This window comes from Vibrio sp. B181a (assembly GCF_030248375.1).
In the GTDB taxonomy this organism is placed as follows: Bacteria; Pseudomonadota; Gammaproteobacteria; order Enterobacterales; family Vibrionaceae; genus Vibrio; species Vibrio campbellii.
Window position 1 is genome coordinate 12982 of record NZ_JAHGAD010000078.1, and the last position, 22076, is coordinate 35057.

Annotated in this window: 23 protein-coding genes, 1 tRNA gene and 1 pseudogene; 19 read left to right on the forward strand and 6 right to left on the reverse strand. The window is 46.8% G+C overall.

The genetic code is table 11. The features are described 5' to 3' along the window. Positions 1-605 precede the first annotated feature (605 nt). Positions 606-1562, forward strand: coding sequence for an OmpA family protein (locus KIO97_RS23315; protein ID WP_005425612.1), 957 nt, complete (start codon positions 606-608; stop codon positions 1560-1562). A gap of 197 nt (positions 1563-1759) precedes the next feature. Next, a complete protein-coding gene (locus KIO97_RS23320) occupies positions 1760-2266 on the forward strand; it encodes a hypothetical protein (protein ID WP_005449220.1) in 507 nt (168 codons plus the stop codon). A gap of 89 nt (positions 2267-2355) precedes the next feature. Here KIO97_RS23320 and KIO97_RS23325 read toward each other — a convergent pair. After that, positions 2356-2432 (reverse strand) — tRNA-Arg (locus KIO97_RS23325). A 68-nt stretch (positions 2433-2500) separates the two neighbouring features. Further along, positions 2501-3634: a flagellar assembly protein FlgT gene (locus KIO97_RS23330; RefSeq protein WP_005425597.1), complete on the reverse strand. Its 1134-nt coding sequence runs from the start codon at positions 3632-3634 to the stop codon at positions 2501-2503. 172 nt (positions 3635-3806) lie between these two features. Here KIO97_RS23330 and KIO97_RS23335 point away from each other — a divergent pair, with 172 nt between their 5' ends. Continuing rightward, a complete protein-coding gene (locus KIO97_RS23335; RefSeq protein WP_005425606.1) occupies positions 3807-4445 on the forward strand; it encodes a FlgO family outer membrane protein in 639 nt (212 codons plus the stop codon). Between the two features lie 9 nt (positions 4446-4454). Then, complete coding sequence (flgP, locus tag KIO97_RS23340) at positions 4455-4886, forward strand: flagellar assembly lipoprotein FlgP (protein WP_005425609.1); 432 nt, start codon at positions 4455-4457, stop codon at positions 4884-4886. Positions 4887-5059: 173 nt separating this feature from the next. Here flgP and KIO97_RS23345 read toward each other — a convergent pair whose 3' ends face one another. The 3 genes from KIO97_RS23345 to flgA form a co-directional block, all read right to left on the reverse strand. Then, the gene (locus tag KIO97_RS23345) at positions 5060-5485 is read right to left on the reverse strand and encodes a flagella synthesis protein FlgN (RefSeq protein WP_285384068.1); all 426 of its coding nucleotides are present in this window, start codon (positions 5483-5485) and stop codon (positions 5060-5062) included. Between the two features lie 26 nt (positions 5486-5511). Beyond that, positions 5512-5826 carry a flagellar biosynthesis anti-sigma factor FlgM gene (gene flgM / locus KIO97_RS23350; protein WP_005425628.1) on the reverse strand — a complete coding sequence of 105 codons (315 nt, stop codon included), beginning with the start codon at positions 5824-5826 and terminating at the stop codon, positions 5512-5514. A 115-nt stretch (positions 5827-5941) separates the two neighbouring features. Then, on the reverse strand, positions 5942-6688 hold the full coding sequence (flgA, locus tag KIO97_RS23355; protein WP_045417847.1) for a flagellar basal body P-ring formation chaperone FlgA: 747 nt from the start codon (positions 6686-6688) through the stop codon (positions 5942-5944). 76 nt (positions 6689-6764) lie between these two features. Between flgA and KIO97_RS23360 the strand changes: the two genes are divergently transcribed. The 13 genes from KIO97_RS23360 to flgL all read left to right on the forward strand — a co-directional run bounded on the left by KIO97_RS23360 (position 6765) and on the right by flgL (position 19829). Further along, positions 6765-7691, forward strand: a complete 927-nt coding sequence (locus KIO97_RS23360; RefSeq protein WP_005425637.1) for a chemotaxis protein CheV — start codon at positions 6765-6767, stop codon at positions 7689-7691. Between the two features lie 11 nt (positions 7692-7702). Next, positions 7703-8530, forward strand: a complete 828-nt coding sequence (locus tag KIO97_RS23365) for a protein-glutamate O-methyltransferase (RefSeq protein ID WP_010650748.1) — start codon at positions 7703-7705, stop codon at positions 8528-8530. Positions 8531-8897: 367 nt separating this feature from the next. After that, a complete protein-coding gene (flgB, locus tag KIO97_RS23370; protein WP_005425594.1) occupies positions 8898-9293 on the forward strand; it encodes a flagellar basal body rod protein FlgB in 396 nt (131 codons plus the stop codon). A gap of 5 nt (positions 9294-9298) precedes the next feature. After that, positions 9299-9712, forward strand: a complete 414-nt coding sequence (gene flgC / locus KIO97_RS23375) for a flagellar basal body rod protein FlgC (RefSeq protein ID WP_005425613.1) — start codon at positions 9299-9301, stop codon at positions 9710-9712. Between the two features lie 17 nt (positions 9713-9729). After that, positions 9730-10437 (forward strand): flagellar hook assembly protein FlgD, encoded by a 708-nt coding sequence (gene flgD / locus KIO97_RS23380; RefSeq protein WP_005425626.1) that lies wholly within the window; start codon positions 9730-9732, stop codon positions 10435-10437. Positions 10438-10469: 32 nt separating this feature from the next. Further along, complete coding sequence (gene flgE / locus KIO97_RS23385) at positions 10470-11783, forward strand: flagellar hook protein FlgE (protein ID WP_009705674.1); 1314 nt, start codon at positions 10470-10472, stop codon at positions 11781-11783. Between the two features lie 315 nt (positions 11784-12098). Beyond that, positions 12099-12848, forward strand: coding sequence for a flagellar basal body rod protein FlgF (locus KIO97_RS23390; RefSeq protein WP_005425588.1), 750 nt, complete (start codon positions 12099-12101; stop codon positions 12846-12848). A gap of 18 nt (positions 12849-12866) precedes the next feature. Further along, on the forward strand, positions 12867-13655 hold the full coding sequence (gene flgG / locus KIO97_RS23395; RefSeq protein WP_005425600.1) for a flagellar basal-body rod protein FlgG: 789 nt from the start codon (positions 12867-12869) through the stop codon (positions 13653-13655). 30 nt (positions 13656-13685) lie between these two features. After that, positions 13686-14465, forward strand: a complete 780-nt coding sequence (flgH, locus tag KIO97_RS23400; protein WP_005425645.1) for a flagellar basal body L-ring protein FlgH — start codon at positions 13686-13688, stop codon at positions 14463-14465. A gap of 44 nt (positions 14466-14509) precedes the next feature. Then, complete coding sequence (locus KIO97_RS23405) at positions 14510-15601, forward strand: flagellar basal body P-ring protein FlgI (protein ID WP_005425633.1); 1092 nt, start codon at positions 14510-14512, stop codon at positions 15599-15601. A gap of 18 nt (positions 15602-15619) precedes the next feature. Beyond that, on the forward strand, positions 15620-16546 hold the full coding sequence (flgJ, locus tag KIO97_RS23410; protein WP_285384069.1) for a flagellar assembly peptidoglycan hydrolase FlgJ: 927 nt from the start codon (positions 15620-15622) through the stop codon (positions 16544-16546). Between the two features lie 166 nt (positions 16547-16712). Continuing rightward, complete coding sequence (gene flgK / locus KIO97_RS23415) at positions 16713-18626, forward strand: flagellar hook-associated protein FlgK (protein ID WP_005425639.1); 1914 nt, start codon at positions 16713-16715, stop codon at positions 18624-18626. Between the two features lie 12 nt (positions 18627-18638). Continuing rightward, positions 18639-19829: a flagellar hook-associated protein FlgL gene (flgL, locus tag KIO97_RS23420; RefSeq protein ID WP_285384070.1), complete on the forward strand. Its 1191-nt coding sequence runs from the start codon at positions 18639-18641 to the stop codon at positions 19827-19829. A gap of 55 nt (positions 19830-19884) precedes the next feature. On the opposite strand, the gene KIO97_RS23425 is transcribed toward flgL, so the two are convergent. After that, positions 19885-20043 (reverse strand): hypothetical protein, encoded by a 159-nt coding sequence (locus KIO97_RS23425; protein WP_285384071.1) that lies wholly within the window; start codon positions 20041-20043, stop codon positions 19885-19887. A 236-nt stretch (positions 20044-20279) separates the two neighbouring features. Here KIO97_RS23425 and KIO97_RS23430 point away from each other — a divergent pair, with 236 nt between their 5' ends. Further along, positions 20280-21434 carry a flagellin gene (locus tag KIO97_RS23430; protein WP_005425620.1) on the forward strand — a complete coding sequence of 385 codons (1155 nt, stop codon included), beginning with the start codon at positions 20280-20282 and terminating at the stop codon, positions 21432-21434. 516 nt (positions 21435-21950) lie between these two features. Beyond that, positions 21951-22076 (forward strand): annotated as a pseudogene (locus KIO97_RS23435) (flagellin); the annotation flags it as partial.

The window sequence follows — 22076 nt, forward strand, 5'->3', positions numbered from 1 at the left end:
AATAATTAGTCAAAAAACCGCGGAAAATACCGCGGTTTTTTTGTATTTCATTCTGGAATAAAGAGGTAATTCGACATCATTTCCCCTTTCTTTGGGGAACTTTTTCATCAAAATGCTTAAAAATTGATAAGTTTTACTTATCCAAATATAACCTATGCAAATGCATTTTTACTTTTCCTATACGAAATATCTCTCTGAATTAAAAGCACAATCCTTAAAGTTCCGTAATTATCGTCTCATTAATGAGAAGTTAATTTGCTTTACCTATTCTTTTTTGAAATGTCGCGCAAACGTTTGCGTTCTTGTTGTTGCTCGCTTTAAGGTGCTCTAGATCACATAAAATCATGCTTTTCGATGACACTAAATTGACAGTTTTGGGATTTGTCTCGGGATTTCTTGGAGTTATAGTGCTCGCCGTCAGTGAGGGAGCGATATGCACCACTGACCAGGAGACATACCCAAGTGACTTTTATGCAGATATGCAAACAGTCGGAAGTCACTTTGGTATCAAGCTCAAGGGAACTGAATAAAAGAATTGAAATACAACGTCAGTCAGGCGGCGCATTTCGTTACGAACAAGAGAACTTCTTTTAGAGGAATCAATAATGAAAAAACTAGCAGCGGTAATTTCAGCTTCTTTACTTATGGCTTCAGCAGCGCACGCAGAAGTATACGTGGGCGGTAAGATGGGTAAGTCTTGGATGGAAGACGCTTGTGTAGCTGGTCAAGCTTGTGACAAAGACGGCTCTACTCTAGGTGCTTTTGTTGGTTACGAAATGAATGACTACTTCTCAGTAGAAGCTGGTTTCGACAACCTAGGTGACTTTGACCAAACTTCTTTCGGTGGTCACGTAGAAGCAATCACTCTTGCTCCTAAGTTCAGCCTACCAATCACTGAAGACATCGCACTTTACGGTAAAGTGGGTGGTGCTTACCTAATGATGAACGACGGTAAAGACGACTACTCTTACCTAGGTGCAGCAGGTGTTGAATTCAACGTTAGCGAAAACGTAACAGCACGTGCGGAATACCAAACAATCACTGACATCAGCAACGATTCAGTTAAAGCAATGGGCAACTCTGCAACGCTAGGTGTTGCATTCAAGTTCGGCGGCAACGATGAAGTTGTTGTAGAAGAAGAGCCAATCGTTGAAGAAGTGGTTGTAGAAGAAGTTGCTCCAGTAGTAGTAACTAAGACTTTCGAAACTCAAACAATCGGTACTGGTAGCTTCGCACTAAACAGCACAACTCTTAAACCAGAGAGCGCTGCTAAACTAGACGACCTAGTAGCATTCCTAAACGAGTACCCACAAGCGAACGTTGACGTAATTGGTTACACAGATACTTCAGGCCCAGCAGCTTACAACCAAAAAGTTTCTGAAAAACGTGCTGAATCTGTAGCTCACGCTCTTGTAGAAAAAGGCATCGATGCTTCTCGCATCCACGCTCGTGGCGAAGGTGAAAACAACCCAATCGCTTCAAACGAGACTCGTGAAGGCCGTGAACAGAACCGTCGCGTAGAAGTTGTTGTTCCTGAGTTTGAATACCAAGTTCAGCAATAAGCTCCTATCTGACCGTTAGAAGCCTTAAGCGCTGAATGCCCCAAAGAGTTCGCTCTTTGGGGCTTTTTTATATCTGTATTAGAAGTTTTAAAAAAGAATAAACATACATGCTATTTACAGTTTTGTATTTTATTACTTTAATTATCTATGAGTTTTGCTTACCCTTTTGGCTATTAATAAAATTATTAGTTAGCACTATGTCTAAGAGCAATTTAATTACAAATACTGGACACCGCTTCATCTCAAAAGGCAAGACAGCCTTTAAGATCCATATTCATACACCGGACGATACGGTATTGCATCGCTCCGTGGGTTTTGTTCGCATTGGGGAAAAGAAAGGGCTTAAGAAGGCCATCAAACTGCGTAACGAGCTTGGGCGAGAGATGTGGGGCAAGTTTTGGCGTCGTCTACTGAAAGACCCGTACCTGATGACAAGGCTGCCACACAGCGTTGAGCCTAAAATAGTCCATAAGCCCAATCCAACATTGGAAGACCCAGACAACCGCGACACCTGCTATATCGCAAAATGGCGTGAGTTCAATGATGCTGGCGAATACAAGTACAAAACGGTGGTGCGGTCTATCAACAAATACGGCAAGCTTGCCGCTTATATGCAGACCAAAAAAGCCTTGCTCGATGCCCACAAAGACAACTTAGAGATCCTGACCTTTATGGGGCGTCTCAACAGCATTGATCTGAAGTAGTTTTTTCAGGCGCTTCTAGCAAGCGCGCTTTACCGAAATAGCAGACATAAAAAAGCCTTAGCTTAAATTCGGTAAGCTAAGGCGATGAATGGCGCCCCCAGTAGGATTCGAACCTACGACCTGTCCCTTAGGAGGGGACTGCGCTATCCAGCTGTGCCATGGGGGCGTAATCAAATAAGATGCGTTACCTATGATATTCAAAAGTAGGCATATCGCAAGGCATTATACGCGTTGCTAAAGCATCTTGTTCATTACGTCGCCAATCTGCACGCTAGAAGCTAGATTTGGCTGTTCAATCGTCAGTTCCGCTTCGTGTTCGTAGACACGAGTCACCCTCAGGGTAATATCGCTCTGAGAGACCTTATTACGTGGTAGGCCGTTTTGGTCAATGAATGACGCCGTGTGCCACAATTGCAGCTGGTCACCCTCTTGTACGCCGTGCATACGGCCAAGATCCATCGTCACCGTGTTACCAAACACCGCCACCACTTCTGGCAGGGTGATTTTACAAGACAGTTCCGATTCCAAATCCAACATAATGTTGCGACTAACGCGCAGCATCATCTCACCGTAAGTTGATGCCCAGAAGCGTGCGCTGCGGGTATCAACTTGGCTGGTTTTAGCAAAAGGCCAACGCGCCACTTCGCGGTAGTTCTTGTGGTAAACCTCGTGCCCCGTTTTGCCATCAAAGACCTTCATCTCCATGGCAAACTGGCGGTTAATAACGTCGTCTTTCAATAATTTCGCATCAATGGTGGCGGTTAAGTCGGTGATGACACCACCGATGATGTACTGCGCGCCATTGTCTTGCGCAATCATCTTTGTACGTTCTGGGTAATTGGCGCTGATGGAGTAGTCTGTGGTGCCGACCGAGACAAAACTGCGCGAGGTTTGATCTAATTGGCGATTTACCACGTGGCTAAAGTCATCGCCCACACTGTAGATCTGGCCCATAACGGCTTGTTGAGGAGAGGCGACATCGATATTACCGACCAATACGGTCTTCTTGTATTGATCCACGTGGCAACCCGTTGCCGATGGATAAATGTCCACTCGGATCCTCATTTCCATTTTGCCGCTGCGTTTACGCTCTGACTCGACCAAGATGTAACGCACTTCGTGGTTCGTGAACTGATACTCTTTGCGGTTTTCTTCCAGCAAAGGCATCAAGTTGCTGATGCTGCCGATGTCAGCGCCCGAAAAGTTGACGGCCTTGAAGAGTGCGTCTTCTAACGCGTGCAGCCTTGCCGCTTCTTCTGAAGAAACGATCGTGGCAACGCCTGTCACTTCATACCAAGATGCAACTGCTCGGAATGGCATCATCAATATAAAAGTGACTGATATTAGGCTAAAAAATATTTTTTTCATTGTTAGTAACCGTTCGGGTATAAATATTGCTTTACCAATTTCAGTGAAGTTTGGTGGGCTTTTCTTTCGTTCGACAAACAGAAGAAAAGCAAGGACTGTTCCAAGATTACGTTTTATTGAAATGAAGTCGCGAAAGAGCAGTCACACCTAAGATTATCTGGAGAATCAAACCATGAAAAGATGGCTTGTTGCCGCATCGATGATGACGCTTTTAACATCGTGCGCCTACTCACCAATTTACAATGGTAAAGAACCGTATTCAGGCAGCCAATTCATGCTGATGGACAGCCCTCGTCATACGATGGACTATTTCATTGAGAGCATGACGGAAGAGCTGATGGTTTCGAACGTTGCAGTATCGTCGCGTACACCGATTGCGATTACTTCTTTTGTCGATCTGCAAAACATGGATGCAACCAACTGGCTTGGTAACTCGGTATCGGAAGGGTTTATTCACCAATTCCAACGCCGTGGCTTTAAAGTCGTGGATTTCAAAACCACAGGTTCAATCCAAGTGACTCAGCAAGGCGATTTCGCACTGAGCCGTGATTGGCAAGATCTGGCACAAGAGCAAGAGATCCAGTACGTGCTGACAGGCACTATGCTTCGCCAAGAGGGTGGTGTGTTAGTGAATGCACGCGTAGTCGGTATGCAAAGCCGCATCGTCGTTGCAACGGCACAAGGCTTCTTGCCTGCGGACCGCATTGGCCGTGATTTGGATACGCTAAACAGTATCCGTACCCAGGATGGCGTGCTTATTCGTTCTGACCCAACTATTCGTCAGCCTTACACTGTGATTCTCCGCCCGTAGGAAACCGACATGAAGAAGTTATTATTTATTATCGCGACATTGGTACTGGTGGGTTGTCAGCCTTTGCAGCAGATGCGCCAAGATGAGATTTTGGTGGCGGTGGGTTACGCAAGCGTGAGTGAGCAAACTGGCCGTACTGTTGAAGAGAAGCGCGTTCGTGCGATGCGTGCATCTAAGATTGATGCGTACCGTGAACTTGCTGAGCAAGTGTATGGTATGCGAGTGAGCGGCCGTGCGGAACTTGCCGACCAGCGCTTAGGCATTGAAAGTACAACAGGTGCCGTTGACGGTGTGATTCGTGGCGCTGAGGTTGTGCGCAGTTACTTAGTCGAAGACAGCTATGTCACTGAGTTACGTTTGGATATCCGTAAGATGGATAAACTGCGTGATTACGGAGAAGTGCAACAGGTGCCTGAGAAGCGTCAGCAGACCTTGTTCTAATACAACTTCACAAACAGATAATCGACTTGAGCGGCGGATTGGCAACAATCGGTCGCTTTTTTATGTGCGTTAGTTTTACGTGTGTCAGCTATTGGATGCTGTTTGGCTTTGGCTATGCTCACGCTGGCTACGAGATAACGTCGATAGGGTAGTCGTGGGATTGATTTAAAGAGTTAGGCTTTGATGTTAGTGCCTAGCGTTGAAATGGTATGAGTTTTGCCGCCGGCATTGTAGGTCATGCAGACCTTACCGTGGGTACGCTGAAGCATGTTGTTAAGTTTATTGAAGCTGGACTGGGCACGATTGAGCGACTCACCGTTCATTTGGTTTACTTGCTGACAATCGAGAATGATGGATTGGATCTGTGCGACAACCTGACTTAGGCTTTCGTCTTCGGTAAGTTGATTGACGTGCGGGTGAGAGGCAATTCGCTGGTCTGTGGTTCTCAATTGACCAATGAGTGTCATCTTTTCTTTGGCAAGTTTCTCGATCTCAGTAGATACACGTGCGCTGATCGCCTGTGTTTCTTGACGTAACACTCCAGAAAGTGCTTTTGCATTTTCTAGTTGGAAGTTAACAAGATCGACTAATGCTGCCATGAATGCTTACCTTGGGCCTAAGTCAGTTAGCTTTTGCCTTGCAATTCGTTTTCAAACTTGATCATGTTGTCTGCCAGCTTTTCTGGGTCAACTTTATATGAACCGTTTGCAATTGCTTCTTTGATTGCCGCTACTTTCGCGCTGTCATAAGCCGGTGAAGCTGCCATATCCTTTTGGAGTTTGCTGACTGCTTTGCCTTGTTGGCTTAGTGATACCGCGTCTTGTTGTGCTGGCGCTTTTTTCGATTCTGTAGTGCTAGTAGCACTAGAATCAGTACGTGCAGGTGCGCGACTGGTTGTCGTCATCATCTGACCTGAACGTATATTATCTATACCTGCCATATTTCAACCTTAAACTCGTATCGTAATACTGGTATCCAGACTATCGACCAAGGACAAAATAACTTTAGTGGTTTTTTGCATTTTTATTGATCGATTTGCCGTACACCAGCCAACCCTAGAAGGTGATGGTGATTTCCGCAATGCCTGTCACAATTCCTTCTATTATACGTTGGGACTTATCATTTTTCACTCTTACTTGATCGCCGGCGGATCCGTCCTGTAGCGCCGTGCCTTGCGTGGTGATCGTCATGCCACCTTTTACGGCTTGAATCGTCACCTTCTCATTGCGGCAAACCACACAAACATCATTGCGCTCAACCACATCGCCTAAGCGAACATTACGCTTTAGCTTGGCTCCGATGACTTGATCGTAGGTGGTAAAGCCATCTTTACGGAAACGCTGCAATTCGATCATTGAAGTTGTCACATCTGAAGCGCTGATGATCTCACCACGACCGAGCTGACGAGTTGAAACGATCATCGGTACAGACGCTGAGATCCTCACAGGCACATAAACTTTCCAGTCATCAGCAGGGCACTCAACCAACACGTTAATGTTGCTGCGCGTGCTACTGGTTGACGACGCGGATGTATCAAGGGGCTCTGGACAATCTGTCGCTTTGATACGTGGATCAATATTTGCCGCATTGACCGACAAATTTCCTCCCGCTGGCTGTTCTACCGTGCTAAGAATGTGCTGCTCAGCGGCGGTTCGGATTTGCTCGATCTGACTTTCCGTTGCTGAATGAACAAAAAAGCTAAACATACTGAGCAAAATGCCGATAGACTTAGCGTACTTTGTAAATAACGCTCTACATATTGTCATAGTAAATGGTGTCGATTTTATATTATGATACGCCATACTGTTTCTCTGGTATTATGCCTGCCAGCCGTAGAGTATCATTTAAAAACAAAAAGTTTGAGATGGAGATGAGCATATGACGGGGATTCTTGATTCGGTGAATCAGCGTACGCAACTCGTCGGCCAAAACCGATTGGAACTACTGACTTTTCGGTTGATGGGACGACAGCGCTACGGCATTAACGTATTCAAAGTAAAAGAAGTACTACAGTGCCCTAAGCTGACTTCGATGCCAAATCTGCATCCACTAGTGAAAGGTGTCGCTCATATCCGTGGCCATACTGTGTCAGTGATTGATTTAAGTCTGGCAATCGGTGGCCGTCCAACCACAGATATTGATAAATGTTTTGTTGTGATTGCTGAATTCAACCGTACTATTCAAGCGTTCTTGGTGTCTTCGGTTGAGCGCATTATTAACATGCATTGGGAAGCGATTTTGCCGCCGCCAGATGGTGCAGGTAAAGCGCACTACCTAACAGCGGTAACAAACATCGACAACGAGCTAGTAGAAATTCTGGACGTTGAGAAAATCTTGGCAGAGATTGCTCCAGTAGACGAAACCATGGATTCAAGCATCGGCGAAGAGATCGCAGTTGCTGAACAAGAGAAGCCAATCGTGCGTCGCGTATTGATCGCAGACGACTCAACGGTGGCACGTAAGCAGGTTGAACGTGCAATTACTTCAATTGGTTTTGAAGTTGTCTCTGTGAAAGATGGTAAAGAAGCGTACAATAAGCTGCTTGAAATGGCACAAGAAGGTAGCATCTACGATCAGATTTCTTTGGTCATTTCAGATATCGAAATGCCAGAGATGGATGGCTACACACTAACGGCCGAAATTCGCCGAAATGCAGATTTGAAGAACCTTTATGTTATCCTGCACTCCTCATTGAGTGGCGTCTTCAACCAAGCCATGGTTGAGCGCGTAGGTGCTAACACCTTCATTGCGAAATTTAACCCAGATGAATTGGGTAACGCGGTTAAATCTGCATTAACACAATAAAAGAGACATTAATGACTGCTATTACAATCAGTGATCAAGAGTATCGTGACTTTAGCCGTTTTCTAGAATCACAATGTGGCATCGTATTAGGTGACAGTAAGCAATACCTAGTACGCAGCCGACTGAGCCCGCTTGTGACAAAGTTCAAGCTGGCATCGCTGTCGGATTTGCTACGTGATGTCGTGACTGGCCGCAATCGTGAACTACGAGTTGCTGCTGTTGATGCGATGACGACTAACGAAACATTGTGGTTCCGAGATACTTATCCGTTCACGGTATTAGCTGACAAACTGTTGCCGGAGATGGCGGCAAACAAGCGACCAATCAAAATTTGGTCAGCAGCCAGCTCGTCAGGTCAAGAACCTTACTCAATGGCAATGACCATTTTGGAAACGCAGCAGCGTAAACCAGGTTTATTGCCAAGCGTGTCGATCACCGCGACGGATATTTCAGCAAGTATGTTAGATATGTGCCGTGCGGGTGTTTACGATAATCTTGCCTTAGGTCGTGGTCTTTCACCTGAGCGTCGTCGCACCTTCTTTGAAGATGCAGGCGATGGCCGCATGAAAGTGAAAGACAACGTTAAACGCCTAGTGAACTTCCGTCCTCAAAACTTGATGGACAGCTACGCGTTGATGGGTAAATTCGACATCATTTTCTGTCGTAACGTACTGATTTACTTCTCACCAGAGATGAAGTCTAAAGTACTAAACCAAATGGCAAACAGCCTAAACCCAGGCGGTTACTTGCTGTTGGGGGCGTCAGAGTCACTGACGGGTTTAACGGACAAATTTGAAATGGTGCGCTGCAACCCGGGCATTATTTATAAGCTAAAGTAGCAACCCGCTTACTAGCTGACTCTTTTAATCATTTAAAAAGCCTGACCTCGTGTCAGGCTTTTCTTTTCTCACTATTCTTTATTCGCTTGGTTTCACTCTCGCCCCTGTTTCCCAACTGTTGCGGTCGTTTTCCCATCTCTGTTGTAAAAGCCACGACCATTTTTGCCTGCGCACAAGCATAGGGTGTATATTTTTAGTGAGCCGAGCTGATTACTCGGTTCGATATGACACTCCATCAATCACTTTGGCTTGCTTATTGCAATCCATGACTTCGGTAACTGAAGCGGCAAAACGGCATGCTCTATTTTTGGCACGCTAATTGCTTTTTAGTTATTAATAACGGTCAGTTCTTACTGTAGAGGCAAACATGGCTATATCTTTTGACAATGCATTAGGCATCCACCAGTACACGGTGGGCGTACGTGAGCGCAACGCGGAGGTGATTTCCACCAACATCGCGCAAGCAAACACGCCTGGCTACAAATCAAGAGGTTTAGACTTTGCTAAGGAATTGCAGGCGGCAACATCCGGGGCAAGCATTGGTCTTAGCCGCACAGATGGTCGGCACATTCCTGCCACTACAACCTTGGTCGGGGACAAGCTATATCGTCTTCCTACGCAACCAGATACGGGCGATGGCAACACGGTAGATTTGGATTTAGAGCGTAACTTGTTTATGCAAAACCAAATCAGACACCAAGCATCACTCGACTTTCTAGGTAGCAAATTCAAGAACTTAACCAAAGCAATCAAAGGGGAATAATTTAGATGAGCTTATTTAATGTTTTCAATGTGACAGGTTCCGCAATGAGCGCTGAATCCGTTCGTCTGAATACTACCTCAAGCAACTTGGCGAACGCCGACAGTGTCAGCAGCTCTGCGAAAGACACTTACAAAGCGCGTCATGCTGTATTTGGTGCTGAGTTAAGTAACGCCATGCGTGGCGGTGATACGGTGCCAGTGAAAGTGATGGGTATTGTAGAAAGCGATAAACCGCTGAATGCGGAGTACAACCCAGATCATCCCCTTGCAAACGACGAAGGCTACATCTACAAGCCTAACGTCAATGTAATGGAAGAAATGGCAAACATGATTTCGGCTTCTCGCGCATACCAAACCAATGTGCAAGTAGCGGATTCTAGTAAACAAATGCTGCTGCGTACGCTGCAGATGGGTCAATAAGGATAAGGGGGTAGCGTATGGCCGGAATTAACAACGTTGGTCAAAGCGGCTTGTCCTATATCGACCAGCTTAAAAGCCTACAAGAGAACAAGAAGACTGAAGAGAGCACAGGTAAGCAGGACCTGAAACAGGAAGACTTCCTATCTTTGCTCACCAAGCAATTGTCTCAGCAGGACCCTTTTAAGCCGGTAGGTAATGACCAGATGATTGCGCAAATGGCGTCATTTGCGACCGTAGATGGCATAGGCAAGATGAACTCTCAGTTCGAGAGTTTGAACTCGTCAATGACATCAAACCAAGCGTTACAAGCTTCCTCTTTGGTTGGTCGTGACGTGTTGGTCCCTGGCGCGGCGGGTGTAAAGCAAGACAATGCAACAATGGCGGCAATGGTTAAGCTTGCACAACCTCTCGACAACCTGTTTGTTCGAGTGGAAAACGAAGCGGGCCAATTGGTGCGTACTTTTGAGGTAGGTGCGAAACCAGCCGGCGACACTCGTGTGCTTTGGGACGGTAATGATGAAAACGGAAATCCAATGCCTGCTGGCAAATACAATGTGAAAGCGTCTGGCTTGGTAGATGGGGAGTCGCAAGAGTTCCCAGTGTCTACTTACGCGAACGTGAACAGTGTATTGCTAGGTAAGGGCGACGGAAACGTATTACTCAATCTGGCAGGTTTTGAATCGCCAGTTCGACTTGCAGAAGTATTGGAAGTCGGCAAAGCGTAATTCAATAGCGCGTCAGGTTAGGAGATTTTGGAATGTCATATGTATCTTTAAGCGGTTTGTCCTCCGCTCAACTGGATTTGAACACCACCAGTAACAACATTGCGAACGCCAACACGTACGGCTTTAAAGAGTCTCGTGCGGAATTCAGCGATGTGTACTCAAACTCTTTGTTCACTAACGCAAAAACCACTCCGGGTGGCGGTGCGCAAGCGAACCAAGTGGCGCAACAGTTCCACGAAGGTTCAAGCATTTACACCAACAACCCAATGGATTTGCGTGTATCGGGTACGGGTTTCTTCGCGGTAGCGAAAGATCGCCTTATCCCACAGCAAAATGAAATGACACGTAATGGTGCGTTCCATTTGAACAAAGAAAACTACATGGTAACAGCGAACGATGAGTTCCTACTTGGTTACCAAGTAAACCCTGAGTCTGGTGAGGTTTCGTCTTACGAGCCACAACCAATCAATATTCCTGCAGAATTTGGTAAGCCAAAGCAAACAGCGAACATTGAAGTGGGTGTGAACTTACCGGCTAATGGTGATTTGAAAGATCCGACTCAGTTTGATTTCTCAGATCCAGATACATACAACCGTTCGACTTCTTCAACGATTTATGACTCGATGGGTCAGTCTTACAAGCTAACGACTTACTACTTGAAAGACCAAACTCAGCCGAACACGTGGCAAACTTACTACACAGTGACAGACAAAGGCGGTGAGAAGCCATTGAACGTTGCTAACGGTGATGCAGCAACGCCAACGGGTCACGTTGGTCACACGATGAAGTTCAACAACGATGGTACGTTGGCAAGCCTAAACAACGGTCAGCCAATCACATCGGTAGCGTTGGGCGATCCTGCGACAAACACTAACCCAGTGGACTTAAACGGTGCAGATCCGGCGCAAACACTTAACTTTGGCTTAGGCTCAGCGACTCAGTTTGCAGCACCATTTGAACTGACTAAGTTCGATGAAGATGGCGCGACAACGGGCTTCCTAACTAAAGTAGACTTTGATGAAAACGGCAGCGTATTGGGTACTTACTCAAACGGTGAAAACGTAACATTGGGTCGTGTTGCGCTAGTGCGTGTTCCAAACGAGCAAGGTCTGGATAAGAAAGGCGGCACTCAATGGGATTCAACTCAGTTCTCTGGTGACAAGATTTGGGGTGAATCAAACAAAGGCTCTTTCGGTACTATCAACAACGGTATGCTAGAGCAATCAAACATTGATATGACTCAGGAGCTGGTGGATCTGATCTCTGCTCAGCGTAACTTCCAAGCGAACTCACGTGCGCTAGAAGTACACAACCAGCTACAACAAAATATCCTGCAGATTCGCTAGAGCGCTGGTTAGATAGCTCTCTCATCTGCTTAATCAAACGCTGCGTGTACTTGCCGTATCGTTTGATGACATCATGACATTCATCTGGTGCTCAACCTGAAAATACCTCAGTTCAGGTTGGGCATGCTTTGATCTCTGGCTTGCCGCTGTTGCCGCTAGGCGGATCAAAACATTGCCTCTCTCTTGGCTGATTCATCTTGAATTGCCATCTGAAAACTCTCAGTTTATAATCAAGTAATTGATTAATAACATTATTTTAATGTTGGCATAACTATTGCTTTTACTCCCTTGTACAGAGAACTTTTGGAGTAATTTATGGATCGCGCACTGTTTCTCGCAATGAGCGGCGCCAAGCAAAATATGCAGGCCCTGCAATTGCGTGCCAACAACCTGGCAAACGTGAGTACAACTGGCTTCCGTGCTGACTTAGCACAAGCTCGCTCTATGCAAGCTTATGGTGAAGGTTTGCCTTCACGTGTATTCAGCATGACGGAACGTCCAGGACACAACTTTGCGCAAGGCAGTGTGATCACAACTGGTCGTGACCTTGATATTACGGTAGAAGGCAGCGGCTGGATTTCTGTTATGGACCAAACTGGCAAAGAAGGTTTGACTCGTAACGGTAACCTAAAAGTGGATCAAAACGGCTTGCTAACGAATGCAAGTGGTCATGTGGTGTTGGGCGAAAACGATGCGCCAATCACCTTGCCAATCCCAGTCTCCAAAATCGAAATCGGTCGTGACGGCACCATCTCTGTACTGCCTCAAGGTGCGCCGGCTGAAGAATTAGAAGTGGTTGATCGTATCAAGCTTGTACGCACAGACGATCAAAACTTGTTTAAAGATACCAATGGCCTATTCCGCCATAAAACTCCAAACCAGCCTTACGAAGCAGACGGCTCTATCAGCATCCAAACCGGTGCGATTGAAGGTAGTAACGTGAATGCCGTAGGTGAAATGACCGCTCTGATTGACCTTCAACGTCAGTTTGAAATGCAGGTCAAAATGATGAGCACCGCTGAAGAGATGGATAAGTCTTCAGATTCATTGCTTCGTATGAGTTAACAGAGTTAGAGGTTCACAATGCATCCAGCACTATGGGTAAGTAAAACAGGTCTAGACGCCCAACAGACCAACATCGCAACGATTTCGAACAACTTGGCGAACGCCTCAACCGTAGGTTACAAAAAGAGCCGTGCGGTATTTGAAGATTTGTTCTACCAAAACATCAACCAGCCAGGCGGCCAGTCTTCTCAGAACACGGAACTGCCAAGTGGTTTGATGCTGGGTGCCGGCTCTAAAGTGGTTGCGACGCAAAAAGTGCACACGCACGGTAACGCGCAAACCACCACTAACGCACTCGATATGATGGTGGAAGGCGATGGCTTCTTCCAAGTAACTTTGCCAGACGGCAACATCGGTTACACCCGTAACGGTCAGTTCACGCTAGATGGTGAAGGTACGCTAGTGACTTCTGGCTCTGGCTACCCTGTAGAGCCGGAGATTGTGATTCCTGAAGACGCAATTTCAATCACGGTTGGTACAGACGGTGAAGTCTCTGTACGTATTCGTGGTGAGCAAAACAACGTTGTAGTAGGCCAGCTAACCATTACTGATTTTGTAAACCCTGGTGGTCTTGAGCCAATCGGTCAGAACCTTTACCTACCAACTGGCGCAAGTGGTGACCCACAAGAAGGTGTCCCTGGTCTTGATGGTTTAGGCGAAATTCGTCAATCCATGCTGGAAGCATCTAACGTGAACGTGACGGAAGAGCTGGTCAACATGATCGAAGCGCAGCGCGTGTACGAAATGAACTCAAAAGTAATCTCATCGGTCGACAAGATGATGAGCTTCGTTAACCAGCAGTTGTAATCACTAAGATCGGGATTTAGGGAGCCAATGATGAAACGTATTTGTCTACTTGCACTTATCACGACCATGTCTGGTTGTGCGATGCTAGAGCCGATTGAAACCGACGAAGTCAGCCAAGCGACAACGGTGGTGGATGCGGTTGAAGGCGATAAGTCGAAAGAAGAGAGCAGCGGCATCATTGATACTTTGCGCGGCAGAACCGATCCGGTGGCAGGCGATCCGGCATGGGCTCCGATTCACCCTAAGCAAAAACCAGAGCACTATGCCGCAGCAACGGGCTCTTTGTTTAGCACCGAGCACATTACCGACCTATACGACGATTCTAAGCCACGTGGCATCGGCGACATCATTACCGTAACACTCGACGAAACGACTCGTGCGACTAAGAGTGCCAACGCCGATCTATCAAAAACCAACGATGCGAAGATGGAGCCTCTTTCTGTCGGTGGTCAGGAGCTGCAAATTGGCGGCAAATACAACTTCTCGTACGATCTGAACAACACCAACACCTTTGCCGGCGACTCTTCGGCTAAGCAAAGCAACAGCATCAGCGGTTACATCACGGTAGAAGTGATTGAGGTGCTGGCAAACGGCAACCTAGTGATCCGCGGTGAGAAGTGGATGACACTGAATACGGGTGATGAGTACATTCGCCTAAGTGGCACAATTCGCCCTGATGACATCAATTTCGACAATACTATTGCGTCAAATCGCGTATCTAACGCAAGAATCCAATACTCTGGCACAGGCTCACCACAAGATATGCAAGAGCCAGGTTTCTTGGCACGATTCTTTAATGTAGCCCTGTAAGACGTCGAAATGACGGCAAATTGACTGCACGAGATTAAGTAAGCATGAAAAGAATCCTATTAGCACTGTTGAGCGTTGCGCTATTTGCAACCACAGCCCAAGCCGCACGAATCAAAGACGTGGCGCAAGTGGCAGGTGTGCGTAGCAACCAACTTGTGGGTTATGGCTTGGTTTCAGGCTTACCGGGTACGGGTGAATCAAACCCGTTTACAGAACAAAGCTTCGCGGCAATGCTGCAAAACTTCGGCATTCAAATGCCGCCGGGTACCAAACCAAAAATTAAGAACGTTGCCGCTGTTATGGTAACGGCAACATTGCCACCATTTTCTAAGCCGGGTCAGCAAGTAGACGTTACGGTCTCTTCGATCGGCAGTGCAAAAAGCCTGCGCGGTGGGACCTTGCTACAAACCTTCCTAAAAGGTCTAGACGGCCAAGTGTACGCTGTCGCGCAAGGTAACTTAGTCGTGAGCGGTTTCAGTGCAGAAGGCGCCGATGGCTCTAAAATCGTGGGCAACAACCCAACGGTCGGCCTTATTTCAAGCGGTGCAACCGTAGAGCGTGAAATTCCAAACCCATTCGGACGTGGTGACTACATCACATTCAACCTGCTTGATTCTGACTTCACCACTGCGCAACGTATGGCGGATGCGGTAAACAACTTCCTTGGCCCTCAAATGGCCAGTGCGGTTGACGCGACGTCTGTTCGTGTCCGTGCTCCACGTGATGTGAGCCAACGTGTTGCCTTCTTATCGGCCATCGAAAACCTAGAGTTCGACCCTGCAGATGGCGCGGCGAAAATCATTGTGAATTCTCGTACCGGTACGATTGTAGTCGGCAAGCATGTTCGCCTGAAACCTGCGGCAGTGACGCACGGTGGCATGACGGTAGCGATCAAAGAAAACCTTAATGTGAGCCAACCAAACGGCTTCTCTGGTGGCCAAACTGTGGTTGTGCCTGACTCTGATATCGAAGTCAATGAAGAGAAAGGCAAGATGTTCAAGTTCGAACCGGGTTTGACACTAGATGACCTTGTCCGAGCGGTGAATGAAGTCGGTGCAGCTCCGTCGGATTTGATGGCGATTCTGCAAGCATTGAAACAAGCTGGTGCCATTGAAGGCCAGCTGATCATCATCTAATCGATTAGGAGAGACATCATGGTTAACAATCCTAACGATATCGGCTTTATTCATGACATCAGCTCCCTCGATACCCTTCGTCAGAAAGCGGTGAAAGAGGGCAAAGATGGTGAGCATGAAGCATTGCAAGCGGCCGCTCGCCAGTTTGAATCGATCTTTACCTCGATGATGCTGAAGTCGATGCGCGAAGCGAGCGAAGGCTTTGAGTCAAACTTAATGAACAGCCAAAACGAAAAGTTCTACCGTCAAATGCTGGATGAGCAAATGGCGAGTAACTTGAGTGCATCGGGTTCGATGGGCTTGGCTGACATGATTGTTAAGCAGTTGACGGTTGGGCAAGGCGACGACAAGGCTGAAACAGCCATGCGTGATGCAGCAAACAATGCTGTGGAATACCGTCGTGTGGATCCGAAGAAAGCGCGTGAAATCGAGCAGCGCTTGATTGAGTCAGGTCAGCTGTCACGACCGGGTTCAGAGCCATCACGTTTTGATTCGCCAGAGTCTTTTGTTAATTCGATGAAGCCATACGCAGACCGTGCAGCAAAAGCCTTGGGTGTTGAACCTTCACTGCTATTGGCGCAAGCCGCACTAGAAACAGGCTGGGGGCAAAAAGTCGTTAAGAACGCACGTGGCAGCAGCAACAACCTGTTTAACATTAAAGCTGACCGCAGTTGGCAGGGTGATAAAGTGACAACTCAAACGCTAGAGTTCCACGACAATACACCTGTGAAAGAGACGGCGGCATTCCGTTCTTACTCGAACTACCAAGATAGCTTTAACGACTACGTTCGCTTCTTGAATGAGAACCCGCGCTACGAGACTGCCCTTCAGCAAGGCGGTGATTCTGAATCCTTCATTCGTGGAATTCACAGCGCAGGGTACGCAACTGACCCAAGCTACGCAGACAAAGTGCTGCAGGTAAAACAAAAAATCGAGAGTATGTAATTCAATCCGATTACCGATGCTTGATAGATATTTTGAGAAGGCTTGCCACAGTGCAAGCCTTTCTTTTTTCGTGCTTTCTCTTTCTTTCCTAAACTGGCACACCTTTTGCTAAATGCTAACTAGGTGATCGGTCAATACCGATTTTATTTCGTTTTTGGGGGCATGTATGGCGTCAGATTTGTTGAATGTGGGTACACAAAGTGTGCTTACTGCTCAGCGACAGTTGAACACGACTGGTCATAACATTTCTAATGCAAATACAGAGGGTTACAGCCGTCAGTCTGTTATCCAAGGCACCAACGATCCGCGTCAATTTGGTGGGTCCACTTACGGCATGGGCGTGCATGTGGAAAATGTTCGCCGCTCTTGGGATGAGTTTGCCGTTAAAGAGCTGAACCTCTCCACAACCAACTATGCCAACAAGCTCGATAACGAGAAGAACCTTGATTTGCTTTCTAGCATGTTGTCTTCAGTGGCATCGAAAAAGATCCCAGAGAACATGAACGAGTGGTTCGATGCGGTGAAAACCATGGCGGATACCCCAAATGACATGGGCGCGCGCAAAGTGGTGCTGGAAAAAGCCAAATTACTCAGCGATACCCTCAACGAATTCCATGAAACCGTGCGTCAGCAATCGGACGTAACGAATAAGTCACTGGATATGGGCATTGAACGCGTGAATCAACTTGCCGTTGAAATCCGCGATGTTCATCGATTGATGATGCGTACCCCAGGTCCTCATAATGACTTGATGGACCAACATGAAAAACTGATTAAAGAGCTGTCTGAATATACCAAGGTGACGGTGACCCCGCGTAAAAATTCAGAAGGCTTCAATGTTCATATCGGTAATGGGCACACCCTTGTTTCGGGAACAGAAGCGAGCCAATTGAAGATGATTGATGGCTCACCAGATGTTCATCAACGTCGCCTAGCTATGGTTGAAGGTGGCGGCATTAAAGCCATCAAATCAGACGATATTGACGGCAAAATTGGCGCGTTACTTAAGATGCGTGACGAGCACATACCACAAGTGATGGATGAGCTTGGCCGCTTAGCGACGGCGTTCTCCAGTGAAGTAAACCACCTGCAATCACAAGGTTTAGATCACTACGGTAATGTGGGTGACCCTTTGTTTACTGATGTTAACTCAGAGCGACTGGCGAAATCTCGCGTGGTAGCTGGGCCTCAGTCTACGGCTGATATGGCCGTTTACGTCAATGACATCAGCGCGTTGAAAGGTGGTGAGTACTCGTTGCGTTACGATGGTGACAGCTATGCGGTGACTAAGCCAAATGGTGAGACCGTCAAACTTAATACCGATGCAGGCAATGCGTTCTACATCGACGGAATGCGTGTTGAAGTTCGCAATGAACCAAAGGTCGGTGAGCACGTGTTACTCCGCCCTACGCGAAGTAGCGCCGCACAAATGAAAGTCGAAACAACGGATCCAAAAGCGATCGCCGCGCAAAGTTACGAAGCATCGACCACTTTTGCTCAAGGTAATGCGAAGTTTGAAATCCTTGATGCGGGTGACTTGCGTGAATTTGAAGTGGTGGTGTCTCCAACAGGCGACCAATTCGCAGTGACAGACACTAAAGGCAATGTGCTTATGGCTCCACAGCCATATCCACCGACTGGGCCGGTCTCAGTCAGCCTTCCGAGTAATCACCCTGCTTATAACAACGGCGGCGCAACCGTATTTGAGCTAAGTGCAGGCGCATTGGCGAACGATAAGTTTACCGCCAACTTAGTGCCGTCTGAGGGTGATAATGGCAACTTGCGTAAGATGCAAAACATCCAAACTGACAAGAAGATGAATGGCAATGAGTCGACCATCATGAGCTTGTACTTCAACTTGAACACTGATGTGGGTTTGAAGACATCAACTGCAAGTCGATTAGCGGATGTTGCTCAGTTAGAAAGCGAGGCGGCACAAGAGCGCGTGGCGTCGATATCGGGCGTAAACCTCGATGAAGAAGCGGCCAACATGATGAAGTTCCAACAGGCTTATATGGCCTCTTCTCGTGTGATGCAGGCAGCCAATGACACCTTCAACACCATCTTGCAGTTGCGCTAAAGGAGGCCTTAGATGTTAACGCGAATTTCTAGCTTCCATAACTACCAGTCAGTGCAGAACGACCTGCGCCGTCAGGAAAACAAAGTTCACCATAATCAGGAGCAATTGGCTTCTGGTAAGCAATTGACTAAGCCAAGCGATGATCCTCTGGCGACACATTACATTCAAAGTATCGGTCAGCAAGAAGAGCAGTTAAGGCAGTACCTAGATGCGATCGTTCTGGTTCGTAACCGTCTAGAAAACCAAGAAGTGGTTGTTGCTAACGCAGAGCAGTTTGTTGATGAGTCGAAGCGTATTTCGATGGAAATGATCAACGGTGCCTTCTCTCCAGAAGACCGCGCAGCGAAAAAGCGCGAACTGGAAGAAATTGCCAACAACTTCATGGCGCTTGCGAACTCTCAAGATGAGTCGGGTAACTACGTGTTTGCTGGAACGAAACCAAAATCACAGCCTTTCTTTCGTGATTATGACGGTAGCGTGGTTTATACCGGTGACGATTATCAACGCAAGATGAAGATCGCCAGCAACATTGAGCTGGCTATCAACTATCCGGGTAATAAAGTGTTCTCGGAGATCCCAAACCCTTTTGGTGATTTTGAACCGCAATACGACCTGCAAGAGGGCTCTGAGCTGTTGCTTGGACAAGCGACCGATGAATCTAAAAGTGACTCAAATTACAAAGTGACTTTTGTAGATATGAGCAATGGCAAGTTTGGTTACCAACTGGAAAAAGACGGCAGCATTGTTCAAGTCGATGACTATTCGCCAATTGACGGCATCCAATATGAAGGCGTCAACATTCAGCTGAAAGGGCAAGTATCCGCAGGGGATAGCATCACGCTGGAGCCGCGCCAAACCTTCAGTGTTTTTGATGCATTCAAAGAAACCATGCAGTGGTCAGAGAGCTCAGTATCTGACGCATCGGCGACGGCAAAGCTGCATCAAATGACGGAAGAATTCCAAGCGGCATTTGTTCACATGAACAAAGTGAGAACCGATGTGGGTGCTAAGTTGAGCACGCTCGATATTCAAGAGCAAAACCACGAAGATTTTAATTTGTCTCTGGCGAAAGCGAAGAGCAATTTTGAGGATTTGGATTACTCCAAGGCAGTGATTGAATTCAGTGAGAATTCACGCGCACTGCAAGCCTCACAGCAGGCATTTGGCAAAACCAAAGACCTGACGTTGTTTAACTATATTTAGCACGCCTATCGTCTGTGCAGTGCGTTCGGTGCTCGAAACGTTCGATTTTAATGCCTTATGTGCCAAGCCTTAAGTGCGAGAAATCAACGAAAAGCACCGAGTAATGCGAGCTAAGCGGCATGATTTGACCGAAAGCGGCAATCAAGCCAACGGTAATTTGAGCGGCAATAGAGAAACAGCAATTCGGCAACACAACAAAATATGAGTAAGACAAGGCTCGTGCCCCATATGCGCTATAACTTGTTGTTTATTTGTTCATTATTAAAAGAACAAATAGTTTGAAACAAGTTGGCACACAAATTGTATTGATGTTGTCAGAACAGACTTACTAGATCCTAAATCTTGCCATATAAGCAGATTTAGCAACGAATTTTTTACGGTCAGTGCTTATCCAAATGAGAGTAAAGCTGGCCGCTTCGCAAAAGCTTGCGAACTCAACAGGAGAGCATAATGGCTGTAACAGTTAGTACTAACGTCTCCGCGATGACCGCGCAGCGTTACTTAAACAAGGCGACCAACGAACTTAACACTTCAATGGAGCGTCTATCATCTGGTCACAAGATTAACAGTGCAAAAGACGATGCGGCAGGTCTACAGATCTCTAACCGTCTTACTGCGCAGTCTCGTGGTCTTGATGTGGCAATGCGTAACGCGAACGACGGTATCTCGATTGCCCAAACGGCAGAAGGTGCGATGAACGAAGCGACGTCAGTGATGCAACGTATGCGTGACTTGGCGATTCAATCTGCAAACGGTACTAACTCTCCAGCGGAACGCCAAGCGATCAATGAAGAATCATCTGCATTGACGGATGAACTAAACCGTATCGCAGAAACAACATCATTTGGTGGTCGTCGTCTATTGAACGGTTCGTTCGGTGAAGCGGCATTCCAAATCGGTTCAAGCTCTGGTGAAGCGATGATCATGGCACTAACGAGCATCCGCGCGGATGACCAGCGTATGGGCGGTGTGACTTTCTTCTCTGAGAATGGCAAAGACAAAGACTGGGGCGTCGATCCTACTAAAGCGGATCTAAAAATCACCCTTCCAGGCATGGGTGAAGATGAAGACGGCAATCCAGATGACCTAGAGATCAACATCAACGCAAAAACAGGCGACGATATTGAAGAGTTGGCAACGTACATCAACGGCCAATCTGATATGATCAATGCATCGGTAAGTGAAGACGGCAAACTACAAGTGTTTGTCGCGCACCCGAACGTGCAAGGTGATATTTCAATCTCTGGTGGTCTAGCATCGGATTTAGGTCTAAGTGATGAAGCAGTGCGCACATCAGTGCAAGACATCGATATGACAACCGTGCAAGGTTCTCAAAACGCGATTTCTGTACTAGATTCAGCGCTTAAGTACGTGGATTCACAACGTGCTGACCTAGGTGCAAAACAAAACCGTCTGAGCCACAGCATCAACAACTTGGCGAACATTCAAGAAAACGTTGATGCGTCAAACAGCCGAATTAAAGATACGGACTTTGCGAAAGAAACGACGCAAATGACCAAAGCTCAAATTTTGCAACAAGCAGGTACTTCGATTCTTGCTCAAGCGAAACAGTTGCCAAACTCTGCGATGTCACTATTGCAGTAGTTTACCTAGCCTGTATTCAATACATTCAGACGTGGATGGGAATGCAGGCTTATGGCAAGCAACGTTATAATAGAATGTGCGGCTCTCTCATCTCTCACCTGCCAATCATTTTCAATGTAAGGTTGCACCCGGTGTGCCGGTTATGTGTTCATTTCTCTTGATCTCCACATAGGCTCTGGCTACCAACCTAGCCCCAGTTCTCTCAAAGGAAAAGGGGCTTTTTCTTTTCTATCGTCCAGATAAAACCTTCCTGAATCTCATCTAACTCACTGCTTTTTATTGGCTTTTGGTTGTTCTTTGTTCAATTTACAGCGCTCGGCTTAAGCTGCAGAAACTTGAGGTCTTTTTTCTACTTTTCTTCAATTTTTCTAGCCAAATCTCGCAAATTCAGTTTTTTTGATTTTTTTCTAAAGCTTCTGAAAACCGAGTCGTTAATAGAAGTAACTTTGAGAGAACTACTTGGTTTTCCGAGACGTCGGAAACCGCTACATCGGAAAATCAATTGGAGAAATCACCATGGCAGTGAATGTAAACACAAACGTATCAGCGATGACCGCTCAGCGTTACCTAAACAACGCAAACTCAGCACAACAAACTTCTATGGAGCGTTTGTCTTCAGGTTTCAAAATCAACAGCGCGAAA

What these genes read in the sequence shown, in the direction of transcription:
- KIO97_RS23360 (WP_005425637.1), top strand. Translation starts at nt 6,765, where the DNA reads ATGACGGGGATTCTTGATTCGGTGAATCAGCGTACGCAACTCGTCGGC.
- KIO97_RS23335 (WP_005425606.1), top strand. Translation starts at nt 3,807, where the DNA reads ATGAAAAGATGGCTTGTTGCCGCATCGATGATGACGCTTTTAACATCG.
- KIO97_RS23405 (WP_005425633.1), top strand. Translation starts at nt 14,510, where the DNA reads ATGAAAAGAATCCTATTAGCACTGTTGAGCGTTGCGCTATTTGCAACC.
- flgK (WP_005425639.1), top strand. Translation starts at nt 16,713, where the DNA reads ATGGCGTCAGATTTGTTGAATGTGGGTACACAAAGTGTGCTTACTGCT.
- KIO97_RS23320 (WP_005449220.1), top strand. Translation starts at nt 1,760, where the DNA reads ATGTCTAAGAGCAATTTAATTACAAATACTGGACACCGCTTCATCTCA.
- KIO97_RS23365 (WP_010650748.1), top strand. Translation starts at nt 7,703, where the DNA reads ATGACTGCTATTACAATCAGTGATCAAGAGTATCGTGACTTTAGCCGT.
- flgP (WP_005425609.1), top strand. Translation starts at nt 4,455, where the DNA reads ATGAAGAAGTTATTATTTATTATCGCGACATTGGTACTGGTGGGTTGT.
- flgE (WP_009705674.1), top strand. Translation starts at nt 10,470, where the DNA reads ATGTCATATGTATCTTTAAGCGGTTTGTCCTCCGCTCAACTGGATTTG.
- flgC (WP_005425613.1), top strand. Translation starts at nt 9,299, where the DNA reads ATGAGCTTATTTAATGTTTTCAATGTGACAGGTTCCGCAATGAGCGCT.
- KIO97_RS23430 (WP_005425620.1), top strand. Translation starts at nt 20,280, where the DNA reads ATGGCTGTAACAGTTAGTACTAACGTCTCCGCGATGACCGCGCAGCGT.
- flgG (WP_005425600.1), top strand. Translation starts at nt 12,867, where the DNA reads ATGCATCCAGCACTATGGGTAAGTAAAACAGGTCTAGACGCCCAACAG.
- flgL (WP_285384070.1), top strand. Translation starts at nt 18,639, where the DNA reads ATGTTAACGCGAATTTCTAGCTTCCATAACTACCAGTCAGTGCAGAAC.
- flgB (WP_005425594.1), top strand. Translation starts at nt 8,898, where the DNA reads ATGGCTATATCTTTTGACAATGCATTAGGCATCCACCAGTACACGGTG.
- flgJ (WP_285384069.1), top strand. Translation starts at nt 15,620, where the DNA reads ATGGTTAACAATCCTAACGATATCGGCTTTATTCATGACATCAGCTCC.
- KIO97_RS23390 (WP_005425588.1), top strand. Translation starts at nt 12,099, where the DNA reads ATGGATCGCGCACTGTTTCTCGCAATGAGCGGCGCCAAGCAAAATATG.
- flgH (WP_005425645.1), top strand. Translation starts at nt 13,686, where the DNA reads ATGAAACGTATTTGTCTACTTGCACTTATCACGACCATGTCTGGTTGT.
- KIO97_RS23315 (WP_005425612.1), top strand. Translation starts at nt 606, where the DNA reads ATGAAAAAACTAGCAGCGGTAATTTCAGCTTCTTTACTTATGGCTTCA.
- flgM (WP_005425628.1), bottom strand. Translation starts at nt 5,826, where the DNA reads ATGGCAGGTATAGATAATATACGTTCAGGTCAGATGATGACGACAACC.
- KIO97_RS23330 (WP_005425597.1), bottom strand. Translation starts at nt 3,634, where the DNA reads ATGAAAAAAATATTTTTTAGCCTAATATCAGTCACTTTTATATTGATG.
- flgA (WP_045417847.1), bottom strand. Translation starts at nt 6,688, where the DNA reads ATGGCGTATCATAATATAAAATCGACACCATTTACTATGACAATATGT.
- KIO97_RS23345 (WP_285384068.1), bottom strand. Translation starts at nt 5,485, where the DNA reads ATGGCAGCATTAGTCGATCTTGTTAACTTCCAACTAGAAAATGCAAAA.
- flgD (WP_005425626.1), top strand. Translation starts at nt 9,730, where the DNA reads ATGGCCGGAATTAACAACGTTGGTCAAAGCGGCTTGTCCTATATCGAC.